The following is a 22,689-nucleotide window of genomic DNA, read 5'->3' on the forward strand; positions in this document are numbered from 1 at the left end:
ATGGCAAAAAAGATAATCGGAATGTTTTTAGGCTTTGTTCTTGTGACAGTACTTGGTGTGGGAGCTTATGCCTATACGATCTACCAACAGAGTACACAGACTTTGGCCAAAACCTATAAAAAAATCGGAGAAGAAACCAAGGTCATTGAAGCGACCGAACCTCTGACGATTTTGCTTATGGGAGTGGATACGGGGAATGTTGAGCGTACAGACCCATGGGAAGGTAATAGTGATTCAATGATCTTGGTGACAGTGAATCCTAAAACCAAGAAGACAGTCATGATGAGTTTGGAGCGTGATATTCTCACACAAATCAAGCAGCCGGATGGTAGTGTAACGGAGGCTAAACTCAATGCTGCCTATGCCAATGGTGGAGCAGAGTTGTCTATTTCAACGATTCAAAAAATGATGAATATCCATATTGACCGTTATGTGATGGTCAATATGCATGGACTTCAAAGAATGGTTGATGCAGTAGGTGGAATTACAGTGAACAACACTCTAGGTTTCCCAATCTCTATTCAAGACCAGGAGGCTTTTAATACGATTTCTATCGGTGTTGGTGAACAGAAGCTAAATGGTGAAGAAGCCCTTGTTTATTCACGTATGCGTTATCAGGATCCGGAAGGAGACTATGGTCGTCAAAAACGTCAGCGCGAAGTCATCCAAAAGATTGTTGAAAAAATTCTTAGTTTGAATAGTGTCAGCCACTACCAAGAAATTTTGAAGGCTCTTAGCGATAACATGCAGACAAATATCGAGATTACGACAACAACGATTCCTCAGTTGATGGGCTACCAAGATTCCTTTAAGAATATTGAGTCTCAGCAATTGCGTGGAGAGGATGCAATGATTGATGGGACATCTTACCAAATCGTGACATCTGAGCATATGTTAGAAATGCAAAATCTCTTACGTCGTTCATTGGGCAAACCAGAAGTTACCGAATTGGAGACAAATGTAGTCTTGTATGAAAATATTTATGGTCATTTGCCACAAACGGCTGGTTCCGTTGTAAATCAAGAGCAACAAATACAACCAGAACAATAAGAAATGAATACTAAAATCGTAGGAATTTTCCTGCGATTTTTTCAAAGAAATCCGAATAGATAGGTAGGAGGAAAAAATGAAAGCGGAAATCATAGCTGTTGGAACAGAGATTCTAACAGGTCAAATTGTCAATACCAATGCTCAGTTTTTATCTGAAAAGTTGGCTGAAATCGGTGTTGATGTCTACTTCCAAACGGCTGTAGGTGATAATGAGGCTCGTCTCTTATCCTTGTTGGAGATTGCTAAGAATCGTAGCAATCTGGTTATCCTAACAGGAGGATTGGGACCGACAGAGGATGATTTGACCAAACAAACCTTGGCCCATTTTCTAGGGCGTGATTTAACTTTTGATGCTCAAGCACAGGCTAAGCTAGATGAGTTTTTTGCTCATCGACCGGACTATGCCCGAACTCCAAATAATGAACGCCAAGCTCAAATCGTTGAGGGTTCGATCCCGCTACCTAATGAAACAGGACTAGCAGTCGGAGGCATGATTGAGGTAGCTGGCGTGACCTATGTCGTCCTACCAGGGCCGCCAAGTGAACTGAAACCCATGGTTTTAAATGAACTGTTGCCAAGATTGACAACTGGAGCTAAGTTGTACTCACGTGTGCTTCGTTTCTTTGGCATTGGGGAGAGCCAGCTAGTAACGATTCTATCGGATTTGATTGAAGAGCAGACAGATCCAACCTTGGCCCCTTATGCAAAAACGGGAGAAGTGACTCTGCGTTTGTCTACCAAGGCTACTAGTCAAGAAGAAGCAAGAAAATCTTTGGATCGTCTTGAGGTTCAAATTCTTGCCCGCCAGACTTTTGAAGGTGTTGCTTTAAAGGATATTTGCTATGGTTATGGTGAGGAAACGAGTCTAGCTAGTGTAGTTGTTGAGGAGTTGAAAAAGCAGCATAAAACCATAACGGCTGTGGAAAGTTTGACAGCAGGGCTTTTTCAAGCAACTCTTGCAGACTTTTCGGGAGTGTCAGCTATCTTCAAAGGTGGTTTTGTCACATATAGTCTAGAAGAAAAAGCTAAGATATTAGACATCCCTCGAGAAGAGTTGGAAGAACATGGAGTCGTGTCAGCGTATACAGCGGAAAAAATGGCAGAGCAATCACGGCTTAAAACCCAGTCGGACTTTGGAGTTAGCTTGACAGGTGTGGCTGGTCCGGATAGTCTAGAAGGGCATCCTGCAGGTACAGTTTTTATCGGTTTGTCTCAAGCATCAGGCACTGAAGTTGTTCAGGTCAATATAGCTGGAAGAAGTCGAGCAGATGTTCGTAAAATTGCAGTCATGCATGCTTTTAACTTAGTTCGCAAAGCTTTATTAAGTGACTGACTTTTGATATAATAGAAGAAGGTTCTTAGAATCATTAAAATATAGGAGAACAAAATGGCGAAAAAACCAACAAAAAAATTAGATGAAATTGGGAAAAAATTTGGAGCTGATCGTGAAAAAGCTTTGAATGATGCGCTTAAATTGATTGAAAAAGACTTCGGTAAGGGTTCAATCATGCGCTTGGGTGAACGCGCAGAGCAAAAAGTGCAAGTGATGAGTTCAGGTTCATTGGCACTTGATATTGCACTTGGTTCAGGTGGTTATCCAAAGGGACGTATCATTGAAATCTACGGTCCAGAATCATCAGGTAAGACAACAGTAGCCCTTCACGCTGTAGCACAAGCACAAAAAGAAGGCGGAATTGCAGCCTTTATCGATGCGGAACACGCGCTTGATCCAGCCTATGCAGCAGCTCTTGGTGTTAACATTGATGAATTGCTCTTGTCACAACCAGACTCAGGTGAGCAAGGTCTTGAAATTGCAGGAAAATTGATTGATTCAGGTGCGGTTGACCTTGTGGTTATCGACTCTGTTGCAGCTCTTGTACCTCGTGCAGAAATCGATGGAGATATCGGAGATAGCCACGTTGGTCTTCAAGCTCGTATGATGAGTCAGGCTATGCGTAAGCTCGGAGCTTCTATCAATAAAACAAAGACAATTGCTATTTTCATCAACCAATTGCGTGAAAAAGTAGGGGTTATGTTTGGTAATCCAGAAACAACTCCTGGTGGACGTGCCCTTAAATTCTATGCTTCTGTCCGTTTGGATGTTCGTGGAAGCACACAAATCAAGGGAACTGGTGACCAAAAAGACACTAACGTCGGTAAAGAAACTAAGATTAAAGTTGTGAAAAACAAGGTTGCTCCACCGTTCAAAGAAGCTCTTGTTGAAATCATGTACGGAGAAGGTATTTCTAGAACTGGTGAACTCTTGAAGATTGCTAGTGATTTGGATATCATTCAAAAAGCAGGTGCTTGGTACTCATACAAGGGTGAAAAAATTGGACAAGGATCTGAGAATGCGAAGAAATACTTGGCAGATCATCCAGAAATCTTTGATGAGATTGACCACCAAGTTCGTGTACAATATGGTTTGATTGAAGAGGAAGAAGGCTCTAAAGCAAGTTCAGCAGCAGAAACAAGTTCTAACCAAGAAGTGACTCTTGATTTAGGCGATGCTCTTGAAATCGAAATTGAAGAATAAAAAGAAAAAGTAGCAGAGAACTGCTACTTTTTTGTTTCGTGTTGACTAATGTTCGCTAAAACGTCGATGTTTGATACGAAAGTCGAAGTAATTCTCTTCTTGCAATTTTTGAAAGATGTTCCGATAGGCCTCTTCATCAAAGTGGTCGCCACGATAGAGAATTTCAAAACTCATTCCCTCGTATTCCAAGAAGGCGTTGGCAGTTTTAAAGCCATTTTGTAAGTAAAAGTCCATGCGGGATTTTCTTTGTTCGAGATTGTCACAGTCTTCGTCTAATCGCTCCACTTCAAGAATCATGGTACGCTGGTAAAAATCAATGAGTTTTTCAATGATTTCTCTCCCGTAGCCATGACTGCGGAGATGGGGCATAATGGCAAAAAAGCTGATGTAGAATGCTTTTTGGTTAGCGATAGCAAAAGCAAAGCCGACAAATTCTTCTTCGTTATAAAAGGCGAAAAAGTGGGCGTCATCTCTATCCTGGTAACTTAAAAATTCCTCCAAAGAGACGCGTTCTTCTTCAGGGAAGGCTTCCTTGTTTAATTGTTCCACTTTCTCAAGGTCTGGGAATACATCTGTAATTAACTGACTTGTTAAGCTCATACATACCCTCCTTTTCTGTCACGATTATACCAGATTGTTTACATATAGGCAACGCTTTCTTAAGGAAACTCCCTTGTTCCTCAACTTGAAAGCTGATATAATAGCCATATGAATAAAAAATCAACGGTGGACCTAATTCATGGTCCTATCCTTCCTTCACTGATTAGTTTTGCTTTACCGATTCTATTGTCCAACATCTTTCAGCAACTCTACAATACAGCTGATATTTTGATTGTTGGGCGTTTTTTAGGACAGAATTCCTTGGCGGCAGTCGGAGCTACGACAGCCATTTTTGATTTGATTATTGGATTTGCCCTTGGAGTTGGAAATGGGATGGGAGTTGTTATTGCCCGTCTTTACGGTGCTCGTAATTTTGCTAAGATTAAAGAAGCTGTTGCAGCAACTTGGATTTTGGGTGCCATCCTGAGTGGTCTTGTCATGCTGATGGGTTTCTTCGGCCTTTATCCGCTCTTACAATATCTCGAAACACCTGCAGAAATTCTCCCCCAATCTTATGAATATATTTCCATGATTGTTAGCTGTGTGGGAGTTAGCTTTGCTTACAATCTCTTTGCAGGATTACTACGATCGATTGGTGACAGCCTTGCAGCACTAGCTTTTCTTATCTTTTCAGCCATTATAAATGTCATTCTGGATTTATATTTTATTACACAATTGCAGTTGGGGGTTCAGTCTGCAGGTCTCGCAACCATCATCTCGCAAGGTTTGTCCGCTATTCTCTGTTATTTCTATATTCGCAAGAGTGTTCCAGAGCTTCTTCCAGGTCTCAAACATTTCAAATGGAATAAGGCTCTCTATGTTGACCTTTTGGAGCAAGGGTTAGCTATGGGCTTGATGGGTTCAATCGTCTCTATCGGAAGCGTCATTTTGCAATCCTCTGTCAATAGTTTTGGAGCAGTTATTATCAGCGCCCAAACGGCAGCACGTAGAATCATGGCCTTTGCCTTATTGCCGATGACGGCTATTTCAGCTTCCATGACAACTTTTATCTCTCAAAACTTTGGGGCAAAACGTCCCGAACGTATCGTCCAAGGACTTCGTATAGGGAGTTATTTGAGTATGTCTTGGGCAACCTTTGCCTGTGTTTTCCTATTTTTTGCAAGTCCTAGCCTAGTTTCTTTCCTGGCAAGTTCGACAGACGGCTACCTGATTGAAAACGGGACTTTATACCTGCGTATTAGTTCGGTGTTCTATCCATTTTTAAGCCTGTTATTGATCTATAGAAATAGCTTGCAGGGGTTAGGGCAAAAACTCTTGCCCCTCGTATCTAGCTTTATCGAGTTGTTTGGGAAAATTATTTTCGTGGCTTGGATCATCCCTTGGACAGGTTATACTGGAGTTATCCTATGTGAACCGCTACTCTGGGTTGTTATGACCGTTCAACTTTACTTCTCCCTCTCTCAACACCCTTGGATAAAAGAAGGTAAGAAAATCGTGGCAGTCGGTGGAAAATCTTAGCCTGGTTTACAAAAGAAAATCCATTTCCTCTAGTGAAAATCAGCTAGACTTGTGTTATAATAAGAAAGATTAAAATGTGAAAAAAGGAGATTCCTAATGGGACGTAAATGGGCCAATATCGTAGCCAAGAAAACGGCTAAAGATGGAGCTAACTCTAAAGTATATGCAAAATTTGGTGTAGAAATCTATGTAGCAGCTAAAAAAGGTGAACCAGATCCAGAATTAAACACTGCTTTGAAATTCGTTATCGATCGTGCTAAACAAGCGCAAGTGCCAAAACACGTCATTGATAAGGCTATCGATAAAGCGAAAGGAAATACAGACGAAACCTTTACAGAAGGGCGTTACGAAGGATTTGGGCCAAATGGTTCAATGTTGATCGTTGATACCTTGACTTCAAACGTTAACCGTACAGCTGCTAATGTCCGTGCTGCTTTTGGTAAAAACGGTGGAAACATGGGAGCTTCAGGTTCTGTATCTTACCTCTTTGACAACAAAGGTGTTATCGTCTTTGCTGGTGATGATGCTGATGCTATCTTTGAGCTTTTGCTTGAAGCAGATGTTGATGTAGACGATGTAGAAGCAGAAGAAGGAACAATCACTGTATACACAGCTCCAACTGACCTACACAAGGCTATCGTTGCTTTGCGTGAATCTGGTATTGAAGAATTCCAAGTAACTGAATTGGAAATGATTCCTCAATCAGAAGTTGAGTTGTCAGGTGAAGATTTGGAAACATTTGAAAAACTATACAGCGTTCTTGAAGACGACGAAGACGTACAAAAAATCTACACAAACGTAGATGGATTCTAATAAAAAAGCGAGCAGACTATTAAGTCTGTTCGCTTTTTAGTTATCTTAGACTCTTACTCCATCATCAGTTTGCTCTGTTCTGTCTAATCCTAGGGCAAATTTACGGATGAGAAGAAACTGACCATTTTCCTGTTTTACGAAAGTCAGTACAACGGTTTTAGTATTAGAACCGAGTGAGACATAGGAGATTTTTTTAATCTCATAGTCGCCTGAAGCGGATTCAATTTCAGAATCCGGCTGGCCATGCTTGCTGATAATATCTTTGTAGTTGGAACCACCTTTTCCTCTGTTTGCAGTATCACCTTCTATCAAAGCATCGAATTGTTCCTTGGTCCAAGTGAAGGAATCGGTATCTTCCGTATTTTCCTCATCATTATCCTCATCTGTGCTATTATCTGGTAGCGTTCCGAAATCGTCATCCTCTGTTAAAGAGGTTAAACTTCTGTATGGGTGACGAAAATTTCTAGCCAGGTCGGTAAAAACACCAGAAGGGAGTACTTGCGTTGTCAAAACAAGGAAAATGTATCCAATGCCTAGGGCGGTTCCAATAATCGCCAATATTTTACGGTTCTGGAGATTGAGGATGATACCAAAAACACCTAGACCTATTGCAATAATAGCAAAGAAAAAAGATAGTACGCTGATAATTGGCAACCAGGATCCGAGAAGTGCAAGGGTTCCCAAGATGATAGCAATGATTCCTAAGATTTTCTCTTCTTTTTGTTTCATTTGTGGCTTTCTCATTTCTAGTCAGGGTGGAATCTTATCCGTGTAAGATAGTGTTTATTATAGATAAAATGAGCCCTAATGTCAATTTTAAATAAAATAGTTCTCATAGGAACTTTTTTCTTGACATCCTATTTGAAAGTGATAAAATAGTTCTCATGAAAACCAATTGGTTCTCTAGAGAACTATTTATATGTAAAAAGGAGCAATCATGGATAAGCCAATGTTAGCTTTTAAACGTTTTGGTCATCAGGTTCACCTTATGGTGCAACAGGAAGCCAAGCGTTGTGGTATTGAATTTATGGGCGGACCGCAGGGCCAAGTTATACGATTTTTAGACTATCGTGAGGAGTCTGAACAGGCGGTGTTAATCAAGGATATTGAGCAGGAACTCAATATCACCAAGTCAGTCGCCAGCAATCTAGTGAAGCGTATGGTACAAAATGGTTTGGTGGAATTGGAAGTGAGTCCAAATGACAAGAGAGCCAAGTACGTTCGATTGACGGATAAATCACGCTCTCAGATGAAGCCAATCAAGTCTTTCTTTGATCGAATTGACCGTAGTCTACTTGATGGAATTTCTGAGGAAAAACTAGCTGTTTTTGAAGAAGTCATGGGTCTACTACAGGCTAATGTAGATAAAATGGGAGGTAAGAATGAAGAAACTCGCTAAACGTATCACAGGAAAAGAGTGGGGAATGATTCTCTTGACTGTCCTCTTTACCTGTTTCTCGGTCTATCTAGAGTTAGAAGTACCGACTTACATTTCAGAAATTACAGAACTACTTGGAACTCCAGGTACGCAGTTGGACGCACTTTGGTCACCAGCCATTAAGATGATAGGCTTGTCTCTACTTGCTTTTCTCTCATCCGTTACTGTTGGATTTTTTGCCGCTCGCGTTGCAGCGTCTTACACAACTCATTTACGAAGTGATATTTTTAATCGTGTTCTAGATTTCTCGCAGACAGAGATCAAACGTTTTTCAATCCCAAGTCTCTTGACTCGGACGACTAATGATATCACACAGGTTCAGATGCTTTTTACCATGGGACTCCAGGTGGTCACTCGTGGACCAATCATGGCTATCTGGGCCATTGGAAAAATCCTTGGCAAATCTGAATACTGGCTCTGGGCAGTAGTGGTTGCTGTTATCGTCAATGTTCTGATGACAACAGTTCTCATGACGCTAGCCTTTCCAAAACAATCTGTTATCCAGAAATTGACAGATAAACTCAATAGTATCACTCGTGAAAGTTTGACAGGGATTCGAGTGGTTCGTGCTTACAATGCTGAAGATTATCAAGATGAAAAATTCGAAGCAGCCAATGAGGAAGTCACTCGTCTCAATCTCTTTGTCAATCGATTGATGGCTATTATGAATCCTATTATGATGGCGATTTCGAGCGGTTTGAGTCTAGCCATTTACTGGATTGGTGCCTATATCATCAATGATGCTAGCCTGACAGACCGTCTACCACTCTTTAGTGATATGGTGGTCTTCATGTCTTATGCTATGCAGGTCGTGATGGGCTTCTTGCTTATGGGTGCTCTCTTTATCGTCCTTCCTCGTACCTTGGTTTCTGCAGGACGTATCAATCAAGTGCTAGACTTGCATTCTTCTATTGAAAATCCTAGTCAACCACAGACGGCAGATTCCTCTATTCAAGGTCAAGTAGAATTCCGTGATGTAACCTTCCGCTATTCTAAAAATTCAGAAGCAGTTGTGGAACATGTTAGCTTCAAGGCAGAAGCTGGTCAAACGGTCGCCTTTATCGGTTCAACTGGTTCTGGTAAATCTACGCTTGTGAACCTCTTGCCTCGTTTTTATGATGTATCTGATGGGGAAATCCTAGTAGACGGTGTCAATGTGCAGGATTATGATTTGGAAGATTTGCGGAATAAAGTCGGCTATATCCCACAAAAAGCAGTCCTTTTCTCTGGAGATGTCAAGGGCAATCTCGACTTTGGTAAGAGTCCAGAAACTCCGCTAAGCGAGACTGCTATGTGGCAAGCTCTGGAGTTGGCCCAGTCTAAAAGCTTCATCGAGGATAAGGAAGCAGGTCTAAATTCAGAAGTGGCTCAAGGTGGGACTAACTTCTCAGGAGGTCAAAGACAACGTTTGGCCATTGCGCGTGCCTTGGCTCGTAAGCCAGAAATTCTCATTTTTGACGATTCATTCTCGGCCTTGGACTACAAGACAGATCGTATCTTGCGCCAAGAATTAGCTGAAAAAACGCAATCTATGACTAAGTTAATCGTTGCCCAACGTATTTCAACAATTATGGATGCTGACTTGATCTTAGTATTGGATCAAGGTAAAGTCGTGGGACAAGGCACCCACAAGGAACTTCTTGCGACCAACGAAGTTTACCAAGAAATTGCCTATTCACAACTATCGAAGGAGGAATTGGAACATGGAAAATAAGAAGATGTCCTTTTGGAAACAATATAAACCTTTTCTAGCAGGTCTCCAACTTCCTCTACTAGTTGCGGTTGTGGCGGCTGTATGTTCAAGCATCATCACGGTTTATGGACCAACTAAGATTAAGGAAATCACCAACTTGATTTCAGATGGCTTGGCTACAGAAATCGATTTGGTAGCTGTGTCAAGTATCGCCAGCTTTTTAGCTATTTTGTATGTGCTTGGTGCCATTCTCAACTATACACAAGCCTATATTTTTTCAACGAGTATCCAACATTTTTCAAAACGCTTGCGGACGGCTATCGCTGAAAAGATTAATCGTTTGCCTCTTGCTTATTTTGACCGTCATTCTCAAGGGGACACTCTTTCACGTGTAACCAATGACGTTGATACAGCAGCACAGTCACTCAACCAAAGTCTAGGGACCGTTATCTCAGCTAGCTTCTTGCTAATCGCTGTTTTGATTACCATGTTTGGCATGAACTGGATTTTGGCATTGGTAACAGTTGTTTCAACCCTTGTAGGTTTTGCTGCGGTTTCAGTGATTATGGCTAAGTCACAGGGTTACTTTAAAGCCCAGCAAAACAACCTAGCAGCCGTAAACGGTTATGTAGAAGAAATGTACTCTGGCCACAATGTTGTGACCAGCTATAATGCTGTGGAACCAACTAAAGAAACATTCGCAGGATTGAATCAAAATCTACATGATAGTATCTGGAAATCTCAGTTTATTTCTGGCATCATGATGCCTGCTATGTTCTTTGTCGGAAACTTTAGTTATGTATTGGTTGTTATCGTCGGTGCTGCCTTGGCTCTTGAAGGCCATATCAGTATTGGGATTATCGTAGCCTTTATGGTTTATGTTCGTACCTTCTCTCAACCCTTATCACAGATTGCCCAAGGGATTACCAGCTTACAACAAGCCAGTGCAGCTATGACCCGTGTCTTTGAATTTCTAAGTGAAGCTGAGATGGAAGACGAATCTCATAAGGAAACACAATTGACTGATACGAAAGGTGAAGTAGTCTTTGATCAAGTTTCCTTTGGATACACACCTGAGCGAACCATCGTTCATGACTTTTCTGCGACAGCTCATGCAGGGCAAAAGATTGCCATTGTTGGACCAACCGGAGCTGGGAAGACGACCATTGTTAATCTCTTGATGAAGTTCTATGAGATTGATAAGGGAAGCATTCGCATTGATGGTGTGAATACCAAGAAGATGAAACGTTCAGAAGTGCACGATGCCTTTTCAATGGTTTTACAGGATACTTGGCTCTTTGAAGGAACCATTCGTGATAATCTCATCTACAACCAAACAGGGATTAGTGATGAACGAATGATTGAAGCAGCAAAAGCAGTCGGAATCCACCACTTTATCATGACTCTACCAGATGGCTACGATACTGTTTTAGATGATACAGTGACCTTGTCAGTCGGACAGAAACAGCTCTTAACCATTGCTCGTGCCCTTCTCAAAGATGCTCCGCTCTTGATTCTTGATGAAGCGACATCTTCAGTCGACACACGTACAGAGGAGTTGATTCAGAAAGCCATGGACCGTTTGATGGAGGGACGTACGTCCTTTGTCATTGCCCATCGCTTGTCAACTATCCGTAATGCTGATTTGATTCTTGTCATGAAAGATGGAAATATCATCGAGCAAGGCAATCATGAGGAGCTTATGGCTCAGGGTGGTTTCTATGCTGACCTCTACAATAGTCAATTTACAGAAGATGAAGTAGAAGAATAAACTAAAAGAAGGCTTGACGGCCTTCTTTTTCTACACTATACTAGAGTAGGAGAAGCTAACAGGCTTCTTGTGTAAAATCTAAAAATAACGAGAAAATATATGAAAAACTATCAAGAGTGGTATGACAAGAGGAAATCAAGTCTTCTTCGACATCCACAAGGATTACAATTGATGCGAGTCTTTAATCGCATGATGACAGTTCTGATGCCCTTGGCATACTTGACCTTACTGGGAACAAGTTTTATAAGTAAGGGATTGGGGAACGACCTTTATACTTATATCTTAGTGCCGGCTTCTGGCTTTGTCCTATTGACGCTTGTTCGTAAGTGGATCAATCAACCCCGTCCTTATGAAGCTTGGGAAATTATCCCGCTACTGGACAAGGACAGTTCTGGCAATTCAATGCCTAGTCGCCACGTCTTTTCAGCCACCATCATTTCCATGGCTTGTCTGCACACAAATCTGCCTGTGGGCTTGATTTTATTGGTATTATCAGCTCTTCTCGGTCTGGTGCGAGTTTTAGGGGGTGTTCATTATCCCAAGGATGTTTTAGTTGGCTACGCCTGTGGACTCCTCTGGGGAATTCTCTTCTTTATTTTGTAAAAAGCAAAGCAAGTGGGCTTGGGCTCGTAACCACTTACGGGTCAAAAGTGACCACTTGCTTTTTTGCCCTTGTAAAGTCTTCTGGCCTTTGGTATAGTAGATGCAGAAAGGAGATAGGATGAAGTTACGAATCGAGATTGATAGTGAATTAACTGAGACAGAGATTGTCATCAAGGCTGCAGCCCTGACAGATGAAATAGCTGATTTGCAAAGACTCTTGCAAGAAACCAAGGCTCCTAGGTTGATCTTTTATAAGGGGACGGGTGAGTACTACTTAGACTTGTCAGAAATTCTCTTTTTTGAGACAGAAGGTAGCAAGATTTACGCCCACACCCAGAAAGAAGCCTACGAGGTTCGGCTCAAGCTTTATGAGTTAGAGTCCATCCTGCCTCGCTATTTCAGTCGGGTATCCAAGTCGACCATTGCCAATCTTCGGCAGGTCTACTCGGTGGACAAGTCCTTCTCAGGGACAGGCACTATTTCCTTTTATCAGACCCACAAGGAGGTGCACGTGTCACGGCATTACCAATCCCTCCTAAAAGAAAATCTAAGAAACATGAGGTAAGAAGATGAAAAAGAAAGCATTTGGTATTGTGTTGCTAGTATTGGCAGCTTTAGTATTGTTACAGGGGAATTTTGGAATCCCTTCATTTGGAGGGCAGATTTGGCCCTTGATTGGTATTGGATTTTTTGCCTATCAATCAGTTGAGGCAATCCTTCGTCGCCACCTCACTTCAGCCTCTTTTACAGCCCTAGTGGCCCTATTGATTGCCAATCATTTTTATGACATTTTACCGATTCCCAATCAGTCACTGTTCTGGGCTGGAGTGCTAATCGTTCTCGGAGTTGGTTTGTTGACTAATTCTAACAAAACATGGAGCGGAAAGAAATGGTGGTATGACGGTGAAAAGACTATCCTTACAGAAAAGGAAGTAGCCTTTGGTAGTGGAACCTTTTACAAGCAGGACCAAGATTTGGTAGAAGACCAGTTTGAAGTTAGCTGTGGGAATGCCAAGATTTATTATGACAATGCAGAGATGTTAGGCGATAGTGCAACCTTGAAGGTAGAAGTCAATTTAGGGAATGCAGTTATCTATGTGCCCCAACACTGGAGAGTGGATCTGAAGGTGGAGACTTCTTGTGGAGTAGCCAAGGCAGATGCTCCGGTAGCTCCTACAAGTAAAACCTTGATTATCCGTGGAGAGGTAGCTTTTGGAAAATTAGAAGTTGTCTATGTTCATTAAAAAAGTCTTCCAATTCCCTTGCCAAAATGGAGAAAGTGTGATAACATAGTACGGTATGTGGTGCTAGCACATCCGCTATATTAGATCTAATAGGAGGAAAACACAATGGCTAAAGTATGTTACTTTACAGGTCGTAAGACTGTATCAGGAAACAACCGTTCACACGCGATGAACCAAACTAAACGTGCCGTAAAACCAAACCTTCAAAAAGTTACTGTTCTTATCGATGGTAAACCTAAAAAAGTTTGGGCTTCAGCTCGTGCTTTGAAATCAGGAAAAGTAGAACGAGTTTAATAAACATGAAAAGACCTACAGGGTCTTTTTCTTTTGCTCGAAAGCTGAAATCATTTGAAAAATCAAGCAAATATCCGATGATACATCATTCTGCTTTTACAGTTGGGCTGAAATATGATAAAATAGAGTATCAACTATTTGAGGTAAAAAAAATGACTGTAAAAATTAATACAAAAGATGGTCAAGTCGAACTGACAGATGATGTAATCGCTACTGTCGTAGGTGGTGCAGCAACTGAAATTTTTGGTGTAGTCGGTATGGCTAGTAAAAATGCCCTCAAAGATAATTTCCAAGCCCTTCTTGGTAAGGAAAATTATTCAAAAGGTGTAGTCGTTAAAGCAGCTGAAGACGGTAGCATTGCAGTTGATGTATATACTGTATTGAGCTACGGTACAAAAATCAGTGAAGTTTCAAAAAACATCCAAGAGCGCGTTCGCTTTAGTTTAGAGAACCAACTTGGAATCACTGCGCAAACTGTGAATGTCTACATTCAAAATATCAAAGTTGTAGGAGAATAATCGTGTCAAATATTACTACAAGCTTATTTCAAGAAATGGTACAGGCTGCTTCAACTCGTTTGAACAAGCAAGCCGAATATGTCAATTCATTGAACGTCTTCCCAGTTCCAGATGGAGATACAGGAACAAACATGGGGATGACTATCGAAAATGGTGCTAAGGAAGTCGCAGACAAACCAGCTTCAACAGTTGGTGAGGCTGCAAGTATCTTGGCTAAAGGTCTTTTGATGGGTGCGCGTGGAAACTCAGGAGTTATCACTTCTCAACTTTTCCGTGGATTCTCACAAGCTATCAAGGAAAAAGATGAACTTACAGGTCAAGATTTGGCCCTTGCCTTCCAATCTGGTGTAGAAGTAGCCTACAAGGCTGTTATGAAGCCAGTTGAAGGAACTATCTTGACTGTATCACGTGGAGCTGCCATCGGGGCTAAGAAAAAAGCAGAGCAAACAGATGACGCAGTTGAAGTTATGCGTGCGGCCTTAGAAGGAGCTAAAGCAGCTCTTGCTAAAACTCCTGAAATGCTTCCAGTCTTGAAGGAAGTTGGAGTTGTGGACTCAGGTGGTCAAGGTTTGGTCTTCATCTATGAAGGTTTCCTTTCAGCTCTTACTGGTGAATACAGCGCTTCTGAGGACTTTGTTGCTACTCCCGCAAACATGAGTGAAATGATCAATGCTGAACACCACAAGTCTGTAGCTGGACATGTGGCAACAGAAGACATTACTTTTGGTTACTGTACTGAAATCATGGTTGCCCTCAAACAAGGCCCAACTTATGCTAAAGACTTTGACTACGAAGAATTCCGTAACTACTTGAACAATCTTGGGGATTCTCTACTTGTTGTTAATGACGATGAAATCGTTAAAGTTCACGTCCATACAGAAGATCCAGGACTTGTCTTGCAAGAAGGTCTTAAATACGGTAGCTTGGTTAAGGTTAAAGTCGATAACATGCGTAACCAACACGAAGCGCAAGTAGAAAAAGAAGCAGCTCAAGTTAGCAAGCCAGCTGAAGAAAAAGAATATGCCCTTATCGCAGTAGTAGCTGGACAAGGCTTGGCAGACATCTTCCGTGCACAAGGTGTGGATTATGTCATCGAAGGTGGACAAACTATGAACCCTTCGACAGAAGACTTCGTCAAGGCTGTTGAGCAAGTTAATGCTCGCAATATCATCTTCTTGCCAAATAACAAAAATATCTTCATGGCAGCTCAATCAGCAACTGAAGTCTTAGAGCAACCAGCTGTTGTGGTAGAAGCTCGTACAATTCCTCAAGGATTGACTAGTCTTCTTGCCTTTGATCCAAGCAAATCAATCGAAGAAAATAAAGAACGCATGACTGCAGCTCTTGGCGATGTCATCAGCGGTAGTGTAACAACAGCCGTTCGTGATACAACTATCGATGGTTTGGAAATCCATGAAAATGATAATCTTGGTATGGTAGATGGTAAGATCCTCGTATCAAACCCTGACATGCACCAAACCTTGACTGAAACTTTGAAACATATGTTGGACGAAGACAGTGAAATCGTAACTTTCTATGTCGGAGAAGACGGAAGTGAAGAATTGGCAAATGAAATTGCTCAAGAAATCGCAGAAGAATTCGAAGATGTTGAAGTAGAAATTCACCAAGGTCAACAACCAGTTTACCCATATCTTTTCAGTGTGGAATAAAGATTAAATAATAGAAAAAAGAAAGTTGAGAAATCAACTTTCTTTTTTTGTGACATTTGTCATATTTCCTCATGACAGAAGCTTCTAGTGACACAACCTTCAAAGAATTATAATAGATGTATCAAATGGAGGAAGAAAAAATGAAACATAAAGTAATTGTCGCAATGAGTTTAGTAGCAGCAGGAGTCATGACTTATCTCATGTTTTCAGGATTGGACGAAGGCTTCTATCATTTTCCTTGGGAGTTATTTGCAGGATTTGGTATGATGTCTTGGTTGATTCGAGAAGGTTTGAAATTGATCTCAGATGTGAAAAAGGAGTTTGAAAAATGAAAAAAGCGATTCTCTATCTCTTTATTGCACTATCACTAGTGGTATGGTTGGTCGAAATGTTTACAGGGTGGTTTGACCAAGCCTTCCTTCACCAAGTCATTCGCGGTGCTTGGGGTCTAGGATTTATGATTTTTATCGCCTTTCCGATGGGGAAGGAGTGGCTGAAAGGAGAGTATCATGAACATGATTAAGGTAGAAGGCTTAAATAAGAACATCAAGGGCAAGGCTATTTTGAAGGATATTTCCTTTGAGGTAGCTGAAGGTGAATGTGTCGCCTTGATTGGGCCCAATGGTGCTGGAAAGACCACACTCTTAGATTGTTTACTTGGAGATAAGCTAGTTACCAGCGGTCAAGTATCCATTCAAGGCTTGCCAGTGACGAGCTCTAAGTTAGACTATATTAGAGGCTACCTCCCTCAAGAAAATGTCATCGTTCAGAAATTAAAGGTCAAAGAGTTGATTGCTTTCTTTCAAAGTATTTATCCAAATCCCTTGAACAACCAGGAGATCGATCAACTATTGCAGTTTGACAAGAAGCAAAAAGAACAATTGGCAGAAAAATTGTCAGGTGGGCAAAAGCGTCTCTTTTCATTTGTCTTGACCTTGATAGGCCGACCAAAGCTTGTCTTTTTAGATGAGCCAACTGCGGCCATGGATACCTCAACTCGTCAACGTTTTTGGGAAATTGTCCAAGACTTAAAAGCGCAGGGAGTCACCATTCTCTATTCGTCTCATTATATTGAGGAAGTAGAGCATACAGCAGACCGGATTTTGGTCTTAAATAAGGGAGAATTGATTCGTGATACGACACCACTAGCTATGCGCAGTGAAGAGATTGAAAAGCACTTTATCCTACCTCTGGCTTATAAGGAAGTCGTTGAGCAGTCAAACTTGATTGAAAACTGGTCACAAAAACAAGATGCCCTGCAAGTAGTCACACGCGAAGCGGATGCTTTTTGGCAACTGTTAGTCCAGGCAGGCTGTAGGATACAAGAAATTGAAGTCAATAACCGTAGCTTGCTAGATACAATCTTTGAAGAAACACAAAAGGGAGATGACTAAGATGAAACGATGGATCGCACTAAACAAGATAGAATTTCTATTGACCAAACGACAATTAGTCTATTATCTATTATCCGTAGGGATGCCGACGGCCTTCTATTTATTCTTTTCAGGCATGTACCAGGATACACCAGATGGGCCAGCTAATTTTATGCGCGACTACCTTATCTCTATGACGGCCTTTTCTATGATGTCGACAGCTATGTTTTCATTCCCAGCTGTTTTACATACCGATAAAATCAACAACTGGCAGAAAACATTACGCCATACTCCAGTAAATATGGTAGAATATTATCTATCAAAGATAACAAGTATGATGGTTGATTATTTGGTTTCAATCCTGGTTGTTTTCTCAGTTGGGCACTTGGTCAGAGGTGTGGATATGCCTTTAGGAAGCTGGATTGGGGCTGCGCTCTTGCTGATTGCGGGAAGTATAGCCTTTGTAGCGCTTGGTTTGATCCTGACACTCTTACCGTCTAGTCAGCTGATGTCTGTCGTGGGCAATCTTCTCTATCTAGGCTTGGCTGTTTTAGGCGGACTCTGGATGCCCATCACTTTATTTCCAGACTGGATGCAAGCAATCGGGAAGTGTCTACCAACCTATCAGTTGATGGAATTGCTCAAGACCTTCTTAAACGAGGGAGGCATCAATTTATCATCCACAGTTTATCTACTTGTTTTTTCAGCAGTTTTATTTGGTTTGACTATTTACCTTCAAGGTCATAAGGAGAATGCTTAATGCTTGAAAGACTGAAAAGCATACACTATATGTTTTGGGCCAGTTTGATTTTTATGGTTTTCCCTATCCTCTCTGCAGTAGTTGGGGAAATTCCTAGCTGGCATTTACTAGTTGATATTCTATTTGTGGTGGCTTACTTAGGCGTTTTGACAACCAAGAGTCAGCGATTATCCTGGCTCTTTTGGATTATCATGCTAGCCTATGTAGCTGGGAATACCGTCTTTATTTATGGCAACTATGTCTGGTTCTTCTTTTTCCTTGCCAATCTCTTGATTTATCATTTTAGAGTGCGTAGCTTACGTTCTCTTCATGTCTGGACTTTTCTCCTTGCTCAAGTTCTTGTTGTTGGACAACTCATGATGTTTCAGTCAGTCGAAACTGAGGCTGTAGCCTTTGAGCTTGGGATTCTTACTTTTGTCGATTTGATGACATTGGGTTTGGTTCGGATTCGCATTGTCGAGGATTTGAAAGAAGCCCAGGCCAAGCAAAATGCTCAGATAAATTTATTGCTTGCTGAAAATGAACGCAGTCGTATCGGTCAGGATTTGCATGATAGTCTGGGGCATACCTTTGCTATGCTGAGTGTCAAGACAGATTTAGCCTTGCAGTTATTTCAGATGCAGGCCTATCCACAGGTGGAGAAGGAATTAAAAGAAATTCACCAGATCAGCAAGGATTCTATGAATGAAGTACGAACCATCGTGGAAAATCTGAAATCACGGACTCTAGCATCAGAGCTTGAAACTGTCAAAAAGATGCTGGAGATTGCTGGAATTGAGGTTGAGGTTGACAATCAATTGGACAAGGCTAGCCTGACCCAGGATGTGGAGTCGACGGCTGCTATGATTTTGTTAGAACTGGCGACCAATATCATCAAACATTCCAGTGCTGAAAAAGCCTATCTAAAACTGGAACGTACAGATCAGGAATTGCTATTGACGGTCAGAGATGATGGGAAAGGTTTTGCAACTGTAAAAGGAAATGAACTCCATACAGTCCGAGATCGTGTTGCAGCCTTCTCAGGTCAAGTAGAGCTGGTCAGCTTGAAACATCCAACAGAGGTGCGCGTGCATCTGCCTTATAACCTTATAAGGAGAGAAAGTAGATGAAAGTATTAGTCGCAGAAGATCAAAGTATGCTTAGAGACGCCATGTGCCAGCTCTTAAGTTTTCAGCCAGATGTAGAGACTGTCTTGCAGGCGAAAAATGGAGCCGAGGCTATTGAGATTTTGGGGAAAGAAGCAGTAGATATTGCCATCCTTGACGTTGAAATGCCAGTCAAGACGGGACTCGAAGCTCTCGAGTGGATCAAACAAGAAGTACCTGAAACCAAGGTAGTTATCGTTACGACCTTTAAACGCCCAGGTTATTTTGAACGAGCGGTCAAAGCAGGAGTAGACGCCTATGTCTTGAAAGAGCGGAGCATCGCCGAGCTCATGCAAACCCTGCATACGGTGTTAGAGGGGCGCAAGGAGTATTCTCCAGAGCTGATGGAAGTCATGATGACTCATCCCAATCCCTTGACCGAGCAGGAAGTCGCTGTTTTGCATGGAGTTGCCCAAGGCCTCTCCAACCAAGAAATTGCTGACAAGCTCTACCTCTCAAACGGCACCGTCCGTAATTACATGACCAATATCCTCTCCAAACTAGGCGCCAGCAACCGAACCGAAGCAGCCAAAACTGCCGAAGAAGAAGGCTGGTTGTGAGGGGAGAGAAAGAAAAAATCTCTTAGAAATGAATCTAAGAGATTTTTTGTGTTATGTGACTCGCACCTAACGGAGCGAGACGGAGTGAAAGTCACATAAAGAAAAAGGCTGGGAAAGCCAACCTTTTCTATTTATTCAGCTAAGAGCACTTCTTTGATGGTTTGTTTTTGGAGTTTTCTGTTGGATAGATAAAAGAGGCTTTCATAAACCACAGCAAAACCGATCAAAGTCCAGAAGCAAGCATTCCCATCAAAGTGATGCTCAATCTTTTCAGGAACCGTATCTTTGATTATACCAATCAAGATTTCCATGATACCGTATTGATAAGCCGTCCCTAAAACAAATCCTAGATAAGCCCAAAAACGATAAGGAGCGAGAATATGACCTTGGCATTCACGATCGGTGTAGCCAAAAGCCTTCATAAGAGCCAAGGTTTCGCGACTTTCAGAGACCACAATCCCCAATGACAAAAAGAGTATCGAGAAAGAAAGGATCAAGCCAATCATGATCATCATGGTTTGGATGATATCATCTGTGTAATCCCTGAGGCCAAAGGACAATTGAACCATGGCCGCAAAACACATAGAGCCAAAGACTACAAAAAACAGTATAGATTTTCTCCCCCAAATCAGTGATGAGGACAGCTCTTTTAGGAAGGCCTTCTCTTTCTTAGGAGCCCTCTTTCTCCTTTGAGCCTTGATTGGTGTTGGAGATTTTTTCAATAAGCGAAGAGTCGGCGTTTGTAATTGTCTTCTAGCATAGCCAATCGCGAGAAGCATAAAAAATACCGTTGGCAGGATCACCAAAGCAAGCAAGAGCTGCCAATGAAAATGAATGGTGATTTCTGGCAGGATCCCCTTCTCATTACGAAAGTCATAAAAATGCTCCATTATAAGAAAAGAAGCTAAATAGCCAAGAAGCGCTCCAGCTCCAAAACTCAGTCCAAAGGCCCAAAATCGTTTAGCCAACTGGCCATTACTGTAGCCCAAGGCCTTTAAAATTCCTAATTGTTCCTTGTGGTCATCGACAAATTGTTTGATATAAAAACACATGAGAAGGACCGACGTCAAGGACAAGACGACCCCACTGACCATGGCCACCATCCAAGAAAGCGAAACCTGGGCATCATAGTAGGTCTGAATCATGGGATTGGTTTTCGAAATCTCTAATTGCTCGATGTCCAAGTAAAAATTTAAGAAGAGATTGGCCACAAAGACCGCACAAGCCCCAATGATGCTGACGACAACTAATTTTCGAATATCTTTTACTGAAAACATGGCTTACCATCCAATCTCATAAGCAGTCTGAGGCTGATCATTGGTCACAACTTCGGTAATCTTGCCACTATTGACTCGAATGATGGTTCTGGCCATATCCGCAATATTTTGGTTGTGCGTCACCATGATGAGGGTAAAGCCGAGCTTTTCCTTCAGTTTCCAGATATAGTCGAGAATCTTGCGCCCTGTTTCTTCATCGAGGGCTCCCGTCGGCTCATCTAAGAAAAGAATCTCTGGCTTTTTGGCCAAGGCCCGGGCAATAGAGACTCTCTGCTGTTCCCCACCCGACAATTCACTCGGATACTTGTCTAGCTTATCGCCAAGTCCCAAATCTTCTATGATCTGCAAAAAGTCATGATTGTTTGCCAGGTCTGCCCCCATCTTTACATTCTGTTTGACTGTCAGATTAGGCAATAAATAATACTGCTGGAAGATAAAGGCAATCTTCTCACGTCTAAAGGCTGTCAATTGAGCATCCGCGAGTTGTGATAAATCTTGCCCTTGAATGAGGATATGCCCCTCATCTACCTTTTCTAAGCCTGATAACACGTTTAAGAGAGTTGACTTTCCCGATCCAGAAGGGCCGAGGATAACCACATTATCCTGGTCTTGAATCTGCAAGTCAATCCCTTTTAAAACCTTGGTTTGGCCGTAACTTTTGTGAATATTTTCTAGTTGAATCATTTTTTTCCTACCATTTCTTTGATGAGCGACTGACAAACCTCTGTCATTAATCCAATTACTTCTTCCATGCTGAATTGATAAATACCAGAAGCAACCATAGAGGCCATCCCATGTGAGTAGATAAATAGATGCTGGTACAATCGACTAGCCTCCTCTACAGTCAAAGGATAGTCTGCGACAATCGAATCCAGAACCAATTGGTAACTATGATCCTTCATGGGAAGAAAATCTTGAAAGCGACGAATGGGATCTTTACTAGGATTTTGGAAAAGCAATTGAAAGAGTTGAGGCTCTTTTGAGGCGAAAAGTATATAAGCAACCCCGACAGATCGAAAAGGCTTCTCATCTTCTAAGGCCTTGCGAATATACTCCACCACGACCATTTCCGCAGCACCAATAACCTCTGCTTGTAACTCAGACATATTAGCAAATTGCCCAAAAATGACTCTCGGTGTGGCTCCTAGTTTCTCCGCTAATGCTCTAGCTGTCAAACTAGCCATTCCCTCTTCTCTCACCAATTGTAAAGCTATCCCAATCATAGCCTCTTTACTAAATTTAACCTTGGGTGGCATAAGACTCCTTTCGCGCAACATCTGTTGCGCAACACTTGTTGCATAAAAGGATACCATAAAAAAGAAATACTTGTCAAGAAAAAACTGTAAAACACAAAACAAAAAAACAGCGGACTTTTTATTTCTTTGCTATCCAGCCGATGGCATCGATTGGTGGGTTTTCGGTATCAATCCAGATGAATTCAATCTCGATTTCACCATTTTTAAACTTGGGCAATCGATTACTATTGATTTCTAGTTCGTTTAGTCGTTGACCTGTCAATACTTCTCGTTCCTTCAATTGGAAAAGTTAAAGGGAACTAATACAAATCTTCAAGACTTCTGTATTCTATAACTTCATTCTTTATGATACTCTTTTTAAATTCAAAATGATTCAATGGATTATCGATTAATACTAACTTTGAAATGTCATCTAGATTGGTAACCAAGGATAAAATAAAATCCGATTGAAACTCCTTGGTTTTTTCAAATTCTTTGGCAGTCAAACGCACACGCCCCTTAGATTTTTGCCACCAACCTTTTCGATTATGTCAAAATAAGGATCAAATAAATCCATTCTATTCTTTACAACACCAGTTGTTTCAGCAATTCCCCAAAAAACACGGCTCA

26 protein-coding genes and 1 pseudogene are annotated in these 22,689 nt (G+C 41.6%); 20 read left to right on the forward strand and 7 right to left on the reverse strand.

All coding sequences use genetic code 11. The features are described 5' to 3' along the window. From NMM19_RS03645 to recA, 3 genes are all read left to right on the forward strand, one after another. Positions 1 to 1,050 carry an LCP family protein gene (locus NMM19_RS03645; protein ID WP_254730020.1) on the forward strand — a complete coding sequence of 350 codons (1,050 nt, stop codon included), beginning with the start codon at positions 1 to 3 and terminating at the stop codon, positions 1,048 to 1,050. Positions 1,051 to 1,126: 76 nt separating this feature from the next. Further along, the gene (locus NMM19_RS03650) at positions 1,127 to 2,383 is read left to right on the forward strand and encodes a competence/damage-inducible protein A (RefSeq protein WP_178894463.1); all 1,257 of its coding nucleotides are present in this window, start codon (positions 1,127 to 1,129) and stop codon (positions 2,381 to 2,383) included. A gap of 54 nt (positions 2,384 to 2,437) precedes the next feature. After that, a complete protein-coding gene (gene recA, locus NMM19_RS03655; protein ID WP_178894464.1) occupies positions 2,438 to 3,586 on the forward strand; it encodes a recombinase RecA in 1,149 nt (382 codons plus the stop codon). A 45-nt stretch (positions 3,587 to 3,631) separates the two neighbouring features. On the opposite strand, the gene NMM19_RS03660 is transcribed toward recA, so the two are convergent. After that, entirely contained in the window at positions 3,632 to 4,186 is a 555-nt protein-coding gene (locus NMM19_RS03660) for a GNAT family N-acetyltransferase (RefSeq protein ID WP_178894465.1), read from the reverse strand. Between the two features lie 108 nt (positions 4,187 to 4,294). Between NMM19_RS03660 and NMM19_RS03665 the strand changes: the two genes are divergently transcribed. Then, positions 4,295 to 5,665, forward strand: a complete 1,371-nt coding sequence (locus NMM19_RS03665) for an MATE family efflux transporter (RefSeq protein WP_178894466.1) — start codon at positions 4,295 to 4,297, stop codon at positions 5,663 to 5,665. A 96-nt stretch (positions 5,666 to 5,761) separates the two neighbouring features. Beyond that, positions 5,762 to 6,478 carry a YebC/PmpR family DNA-binding transcriptional regulator gene (locus tag NMM19_RS03670; protein ID WP_006146163.1) on the forward strand — a complete coding sequence of 239 codons (717 nt, stop codon included), beginning with the start codon at positions 5,762 to 5,764 and terminating at the stop codon, positions 6,476 to 6,478. A gap of 45 nt (positions 6,479 to 6,523) precedes the next feature. On the opposite strand, the gene NMM19_RS03675 is transcribed toward NMM19_RS03670, so the two are convergent. Further along, on the reverse strand, positions 6,524 to 7,207 hold the full coding sequence (locus NMM19_RS03675; RefSeq protein ID WP_178894467.1) for a hypothetical protein: 684 nt from the start codon (positions 7,205 to 7,207) through the stop codon (positions 6,524 to 6,526). 208 nt (positions 7,208 to 7,415) lie between these two features. Here NMM19_RS03675 and NMM19_RS03680 point away from each other — a divergent pair, with 208 nt between their 5' ends. The 15 genes from NMM19_RS03680 (at position 7,416) to NMM19_RS03750 (ending at position 19,547) form a co-directional block, all read left to right on the forward strand. Further along, positions 7,416 to 7,877 (forward strand): MarR family winged helix-turn-helix transcriptional regulator, encoded by a 462-nt coding sequence (locus tag NMM19_RS03680; RefSeq protein ID WP_004250536.1) that lies wholly within the window; start codon positions 7,416 to 7,418, stop codon positions 7,875 to 7,877. Continuing rightward, positions 7,861 to 9,630, forward strand: a complete 1,770-nt coding sequence (locus tag NMM19_RS03685; RefSeq protein ID WP_178894468.1) for an ABC transporter ATP-binding protein — start codon at positions 7,861 to 7,863, stop codon at positions 9,628 to 9,630. The genes NMM19_RS03680 and NMM19_RS03685 overlap by 17 nt, the downstream gene beginning before the upstream one ends. Continuing rightward, complete coding sequence (locus NMM19_RS03690; protein ID WP_254730021.1) at positions 9,620 to 11,380, forward strand: ABC transporter ATP-binding protein; 1,761 nt, start codon at positions 9,620 to 9,622, stop codon at positions 11,378 to 11,380. The genes NMM19_RS03685 and NMM19_RS03690 overlap by 11 nt, the downstream gene beginning before the upstream one ends. Positions 11,381 to 11,479: 99 nt before the next feature. Further along, entirely contained in the window at positions 11,480 to 11,983 is a 504-nt protein-coding gene (locus NMM19_RS03695; RefSeq protein WP_016466338.1) for a phosphatase PAP2 family protein, read from the forward strand. Positions 11,984 to 12,101: 118 nt separating this feature from the next. Continuing rightward, the gene (locus NMM19_RS03700; protein WP_016466337.1) at positions 12,102 to 12,548 is read left to right on the forward strand and encodes a LytTR family DNA-binding domain-containing protein; all 447 of its coding nucleotides are present in this window, start codon (positions 12,102 to 12,104) and stop codon (positions 12,546 to 12,548) included. A 4-nt stretch (positions 12,549 to 12,552) separates the two neighbouring features. Beyond that, the gene (locus NMM19_RS03705; protein WP_178894470.1) at positions 12,553 to 13,227 is read left to right on the forward strand and encodes a hypothetical protein; all 675 of its coding nucleotides are present in this window, start codon (positions 12,553 to 12,555) and stop codon (positions 13,225 to 13,227) included. A 105-nt stretch (positions 13,228 to 13,332) separates the two neighbouring features. Beyond that, positions 13,333 to 13,521, forward strand: a complete 189-nt coding sequence (rpmB, locus tag NMM19_RS03710) for a 50S ribosomal protein L28 (protein WP_001140948.1) — start codon at positions 13,333 to 13,335, stop codon at positions 13,519 to 13,521. Positions 13,522 to 13,673: 152 nt separating this feature from the next. Next, entirely contained in the window at positions 13,674 to 14,039 is a 366-nt protein-coding gene (locus tag NMM19_RS03715; RefSeq protein ID WP_000216443.1) for an Asp23/Gls24 family envelope stress response protein, read from the forward strand. A gap of 2 nt (positions 14,040 to 14,041) precedes the next feature. Then, entirely contained in the window at positions 14,042 to 15,709 is a 1,668-nt protein-coding gene (locus NMM19_RS03720; RefSeq protein ID WP_006151349.1) for a DAK2 domain-containing protein, read from the forward strand. 125 nt (positions 15,710 to 15,834) lie between these two features. Beyond that, positions 15,835 to 16,041 carry a hypothetical protein gene (locus tag NMM19_RS03725; protein ID WP_178894471.1) on the forward strand — a complete coding sequence of 69 codons (207 nt, stop codon included), beginning with the start codon at positions 15,835 to 15,837 and terminating at the stop codon, positions 16,039 to 16,041. Beyond that, entirely contained in the window at positions 16,038 to 16,232 is a 195-nt protein-coding gene (locus tag NMM19_RS03730; protein WP_000709296.1) for a hypothetical protein, read from the forward strand. The genes NMM19_RS03725 and NMM19_RS03730 overlap by 4 nt, the downstream gene beginning before the upstream one ends. Further along, the gene (locus tag NMM19_RS03735) at positions 16,219 to 17,103 is read left to right on the forward strand and encodes an ABC transporter ATP-binding protein (RefSeq protein ID WP_178894472.1); all 885 of its coding nucleotides are present in this window, start codon (positions 16,219 to 16,221) and stop codon (positions 17,101 to 17,103) included. The genes NMM19_RS03730 and NMM19_RS03735 overlap by 14 nt, the downstream gene beginning before the upstream one ends. 1 nt (position 17,104) lies before the next feature. After that, positions 17,105 to 17,842 (forward strand): ABC transporter permease, encoded by a 738-nt coding sequence (locus NMM19_RS03740; protein WP_006151291.1) that lies wholly within the window; start codon positions 17,105 to 17,107, stop codon positions 17,840 to 17,842. Next, on the forward strand, positions 17,842 to 18,951 hold the full coding sequence (locus NMM19_RS03745; protein ID WP_254730025.1) for a sensor histidine kinase: 1,110 nt from the start codon (positions 17,842 to 17,844) through the stop codon (positions 18,949 to 18,951). The genes NMM19_RS03740 and NMM19_RS03745 overlap by 1 nt, the downstream gene beginning before the upstream one ends. Next, positions 18,948 to 19,547: a response regulator transcription factor gene (locus NMM19_RS03750; protein ID WP_006151288.1), complete on the forward strand. Its 600-nt coding sequence runs from the start codon at positions 18,948 to 18,950 to the stop codon at positions 19,545 to 19,547. The genes NMM19_RS03745 and NMM19_RS03750 overlap by 4 nt, the downstream gene beginning before the upstream one ends. 131 nt (positions 19,548 to 19,678) lie before the next feature. Here NMM19_RS03750 and NMM19_RS03755 read toward each other — a convergent pair whose 3' ends face one another. From NMM19_RS03755 to NMM19_RS03775, 5 genes and pseudogenes are all read right to left on the reverse strand, one after another. After that, positions 19,679 to 20,824, reverse strand: coding sequence for an FtsX-like permease family protein (locus tag NMM19_RS03755; RefSeq protein WP_178894474.1), 1,146 nt, complete (start codon positions 20,822 to 20,824; stop codon positions 19,679 to 19,681). 3 nt (positions 20,825 to 20,827) lie between these two features. Beyond that, positions 20,828 to 21,508, reverse strand: coding sequence for an ABC transporter ATP-binding protein (locus NMM19_RS03760; protein ID WP_178894475.1), 681 nt, complete (start codon positions 21,506 to 21,508; stop codon positions 20,828 to 20,830). Next, a complete protein-coding gene (locus tag NMM19_RS03765; RefSeq protein WP_178895639.1) occupies positions 21,505 to 22,080 on the reverse strand; it encodes a TetR/AcrR family transcriptional regulator in 576 nt (191 codons plus the stop codon). Before NMM19_RS03765 ends, NMM19_RS03760 begins: the two co-directional genes overlap by 4 nt. 118 nt (positions 22,081 to 22,198) lie before the next feature. Further along, positions 22,199 to 22,360, reverse strand: a complete 162-nt coding sequence (locus tag NMM19_RS03770) for a hypothetical protein (RefSeq protein ID WP_178894476.1) — start codon at positions 22,358 to 22,360, stop codon at positions 22,199 to 22,201. A 19-nt stretch (positions 22,361 to 22,379) separates the two neighbouring features. Beyond that, positions 22,380 to 22,672, reverse strand: a pseudogene (locus tag NMM19_RS03775) (hypothetical protein); the annotation flags it as partial. Positions 22,673 to 22,689: the final 17 nt, after the last annotated feature.

Source organism: Streptococcus sp. CF8_St5-17 (genome assembly GCF_024295665.1).
Classification (GTDB): domain Bacteria; phylum Bacillota; class Bacilli; order Lactobacillales; family Streptococcaceae; genus Streptococcus.

Coding starts and splice junctions, on each gene's coding strand:
- NMM19_RS03645 (WP_254730020.1), top strand. CDS start 1: ATGGCAAAAAAGATAATCGGAATGTTTTTAGGCTTTGTTCTTGTGACA.
- NMM19_RS03650 (WP_178894463.1), top strand. CDS start 1,127: ATGAAAGCGGAAATCATAGCTGTTGGAACAGAGATTCTAACAGGTCAA.
- recA (WP_178894464.1), top strand. CDS start 2,438: ATGGCGAAAAAACCAACAAAAAAATTAGATGAAATTGGGAAAAAATTT.
- NMM19_RS03660 (WP_178894465.1), bottom strand. CDS start 4,186: ATGAGCTTAACAAGTCAGTTAATTACAGATGTATTCCCAGACCTTGAG.
- NMM19_RS03665 (WP_178894466.1), top strand. CDS start 4,295: ATGAATAAAAAATCAACGGTGGACCTAATTCATGGTCCTATCCTTCCT.
- NMM19_RS03670 (WP_006146163.1), top strand. CDS start 5,762: ATGGGACGTAAATGGGCCAATATCGTAGCCAAGAAAACGGCTAAAGAT.
- NMM19_RS03675 (WP_178894467.1), bottom strand. CDS start 7,207: ATGAAACAAAAAGAAGAGAAAATCTTAGGAATCATTGCTATCATCTTG.
- NMM19_RS03680 (WP_004250536.1), top strand. CDS start 7,416: ATGGATAAGCCAATGTTAGCTTTTAAACGTTTTGGTCATCAGGTTCAC.
- NMM19_RS03685 (WP_178894468.1), top strand. CDS start 7,861: ATGAAGAAACTCGCTAAACGTATCACAGGAAAAGAGTGGGGAATGATT.
- NMM19_RS03690 (WP_254730021.1), top strand. CDS start 9,620: ATGGAAAATAAGAAGATGTCCTTTTGGAAACAATATAAACCTTTTCTA.
- NMM19_RS03695 (WP_016466338.1), top strand. CDS start 11,480: ATGAAAAACTATCAAGAGTGGTATGACAAGAGGAAATCAAGTCTTCTT.
- NMM19_RS03700 (WP_016466337.1), top strand. CDS start 12,102: ATGAAGTTACGAATCGAGATTGATAGTGAATTAACTGAGACAGAGATT.
- NMM19_RS03705 (WP_178894470.1), top strand. CDS start 12,553: ATGAAAAAGAAAGCATTTGGTATTGTGTTGCTAGTATTGGCAGCTTTA.
- rpmB (WP_001140948.1), top strand. CDS start 13,333: ATGGCTAAAGTATGTTACTTTACAGGTCGTAAGACTGTATCAGGAAAC.
- NMM19_RS03715 (WP_000216443.1), top strand. CDS start 13,674: ATGACTGTAAAAATTAATACAAAAGATGGTCAAGTCGAACTGACAGAT.
- NMM19_RS03725 (WP_178894471.1), top strand. CDS start 15,835: ATGGAGGAAGAAAAAATGAAACATAAAGTAATTGTCGCAATGAGTTTA.
- NMM19_RS03730 (WP_000709296.1), top strand. CDS start 16,038: ATGAAAAAAGCGATTCTCTATCTCTTTATTGCACTATCACTAGTGGTA.
- NMM19_RS03735 (WP_178894472.1), top strand. CDS start 16,219: ATGAACATGATTAAGGTAGAAGGCTTAAATAAGAACATCAAGGGCAAG.
- NMM19_RS03740 (WP_006151291.1), top strand. CDS start 17,105: ATGAAACGATGGATCGCACTAAACAAGATAGAATTTCTATTGACCAAA.
- NMM19_RS03745 (WP_254730025.1), top strand. CDS start 17,842: ATGCTTGAAAGACTGAAAAGCATACACTATATGTTTTGGGCCAGTTTG.
- NMM19_RS03750 (WP_006151288.1), top strand. CDS start 18,948: ATGAAAGTATTAGTCGCAGAAGATCAAAGTATGCTTAGAGACGCCATG.
- NMM19_RS03755 (WP_178894474.1), bottom strand. CDS start 20,824: ATGTTTTCAGTAAAAGATATTCGAAAATTAGTTGTCGTCAGCATCATT.
- NMM19_RS03760 (WP_178894475.1), bottom strand. CDS start 21,508: ATGATTCAACTAGAAAATATTCACAAAAGTTACGGCCAAACCAAGGTT.
- NMM19_RS03765 (WP_178895639.1), bottom strand. CDS start 22,080: ATGCCACCCAAGGTTAAATTTAGTAAAGAGGCTATGATTGGGATAGCT.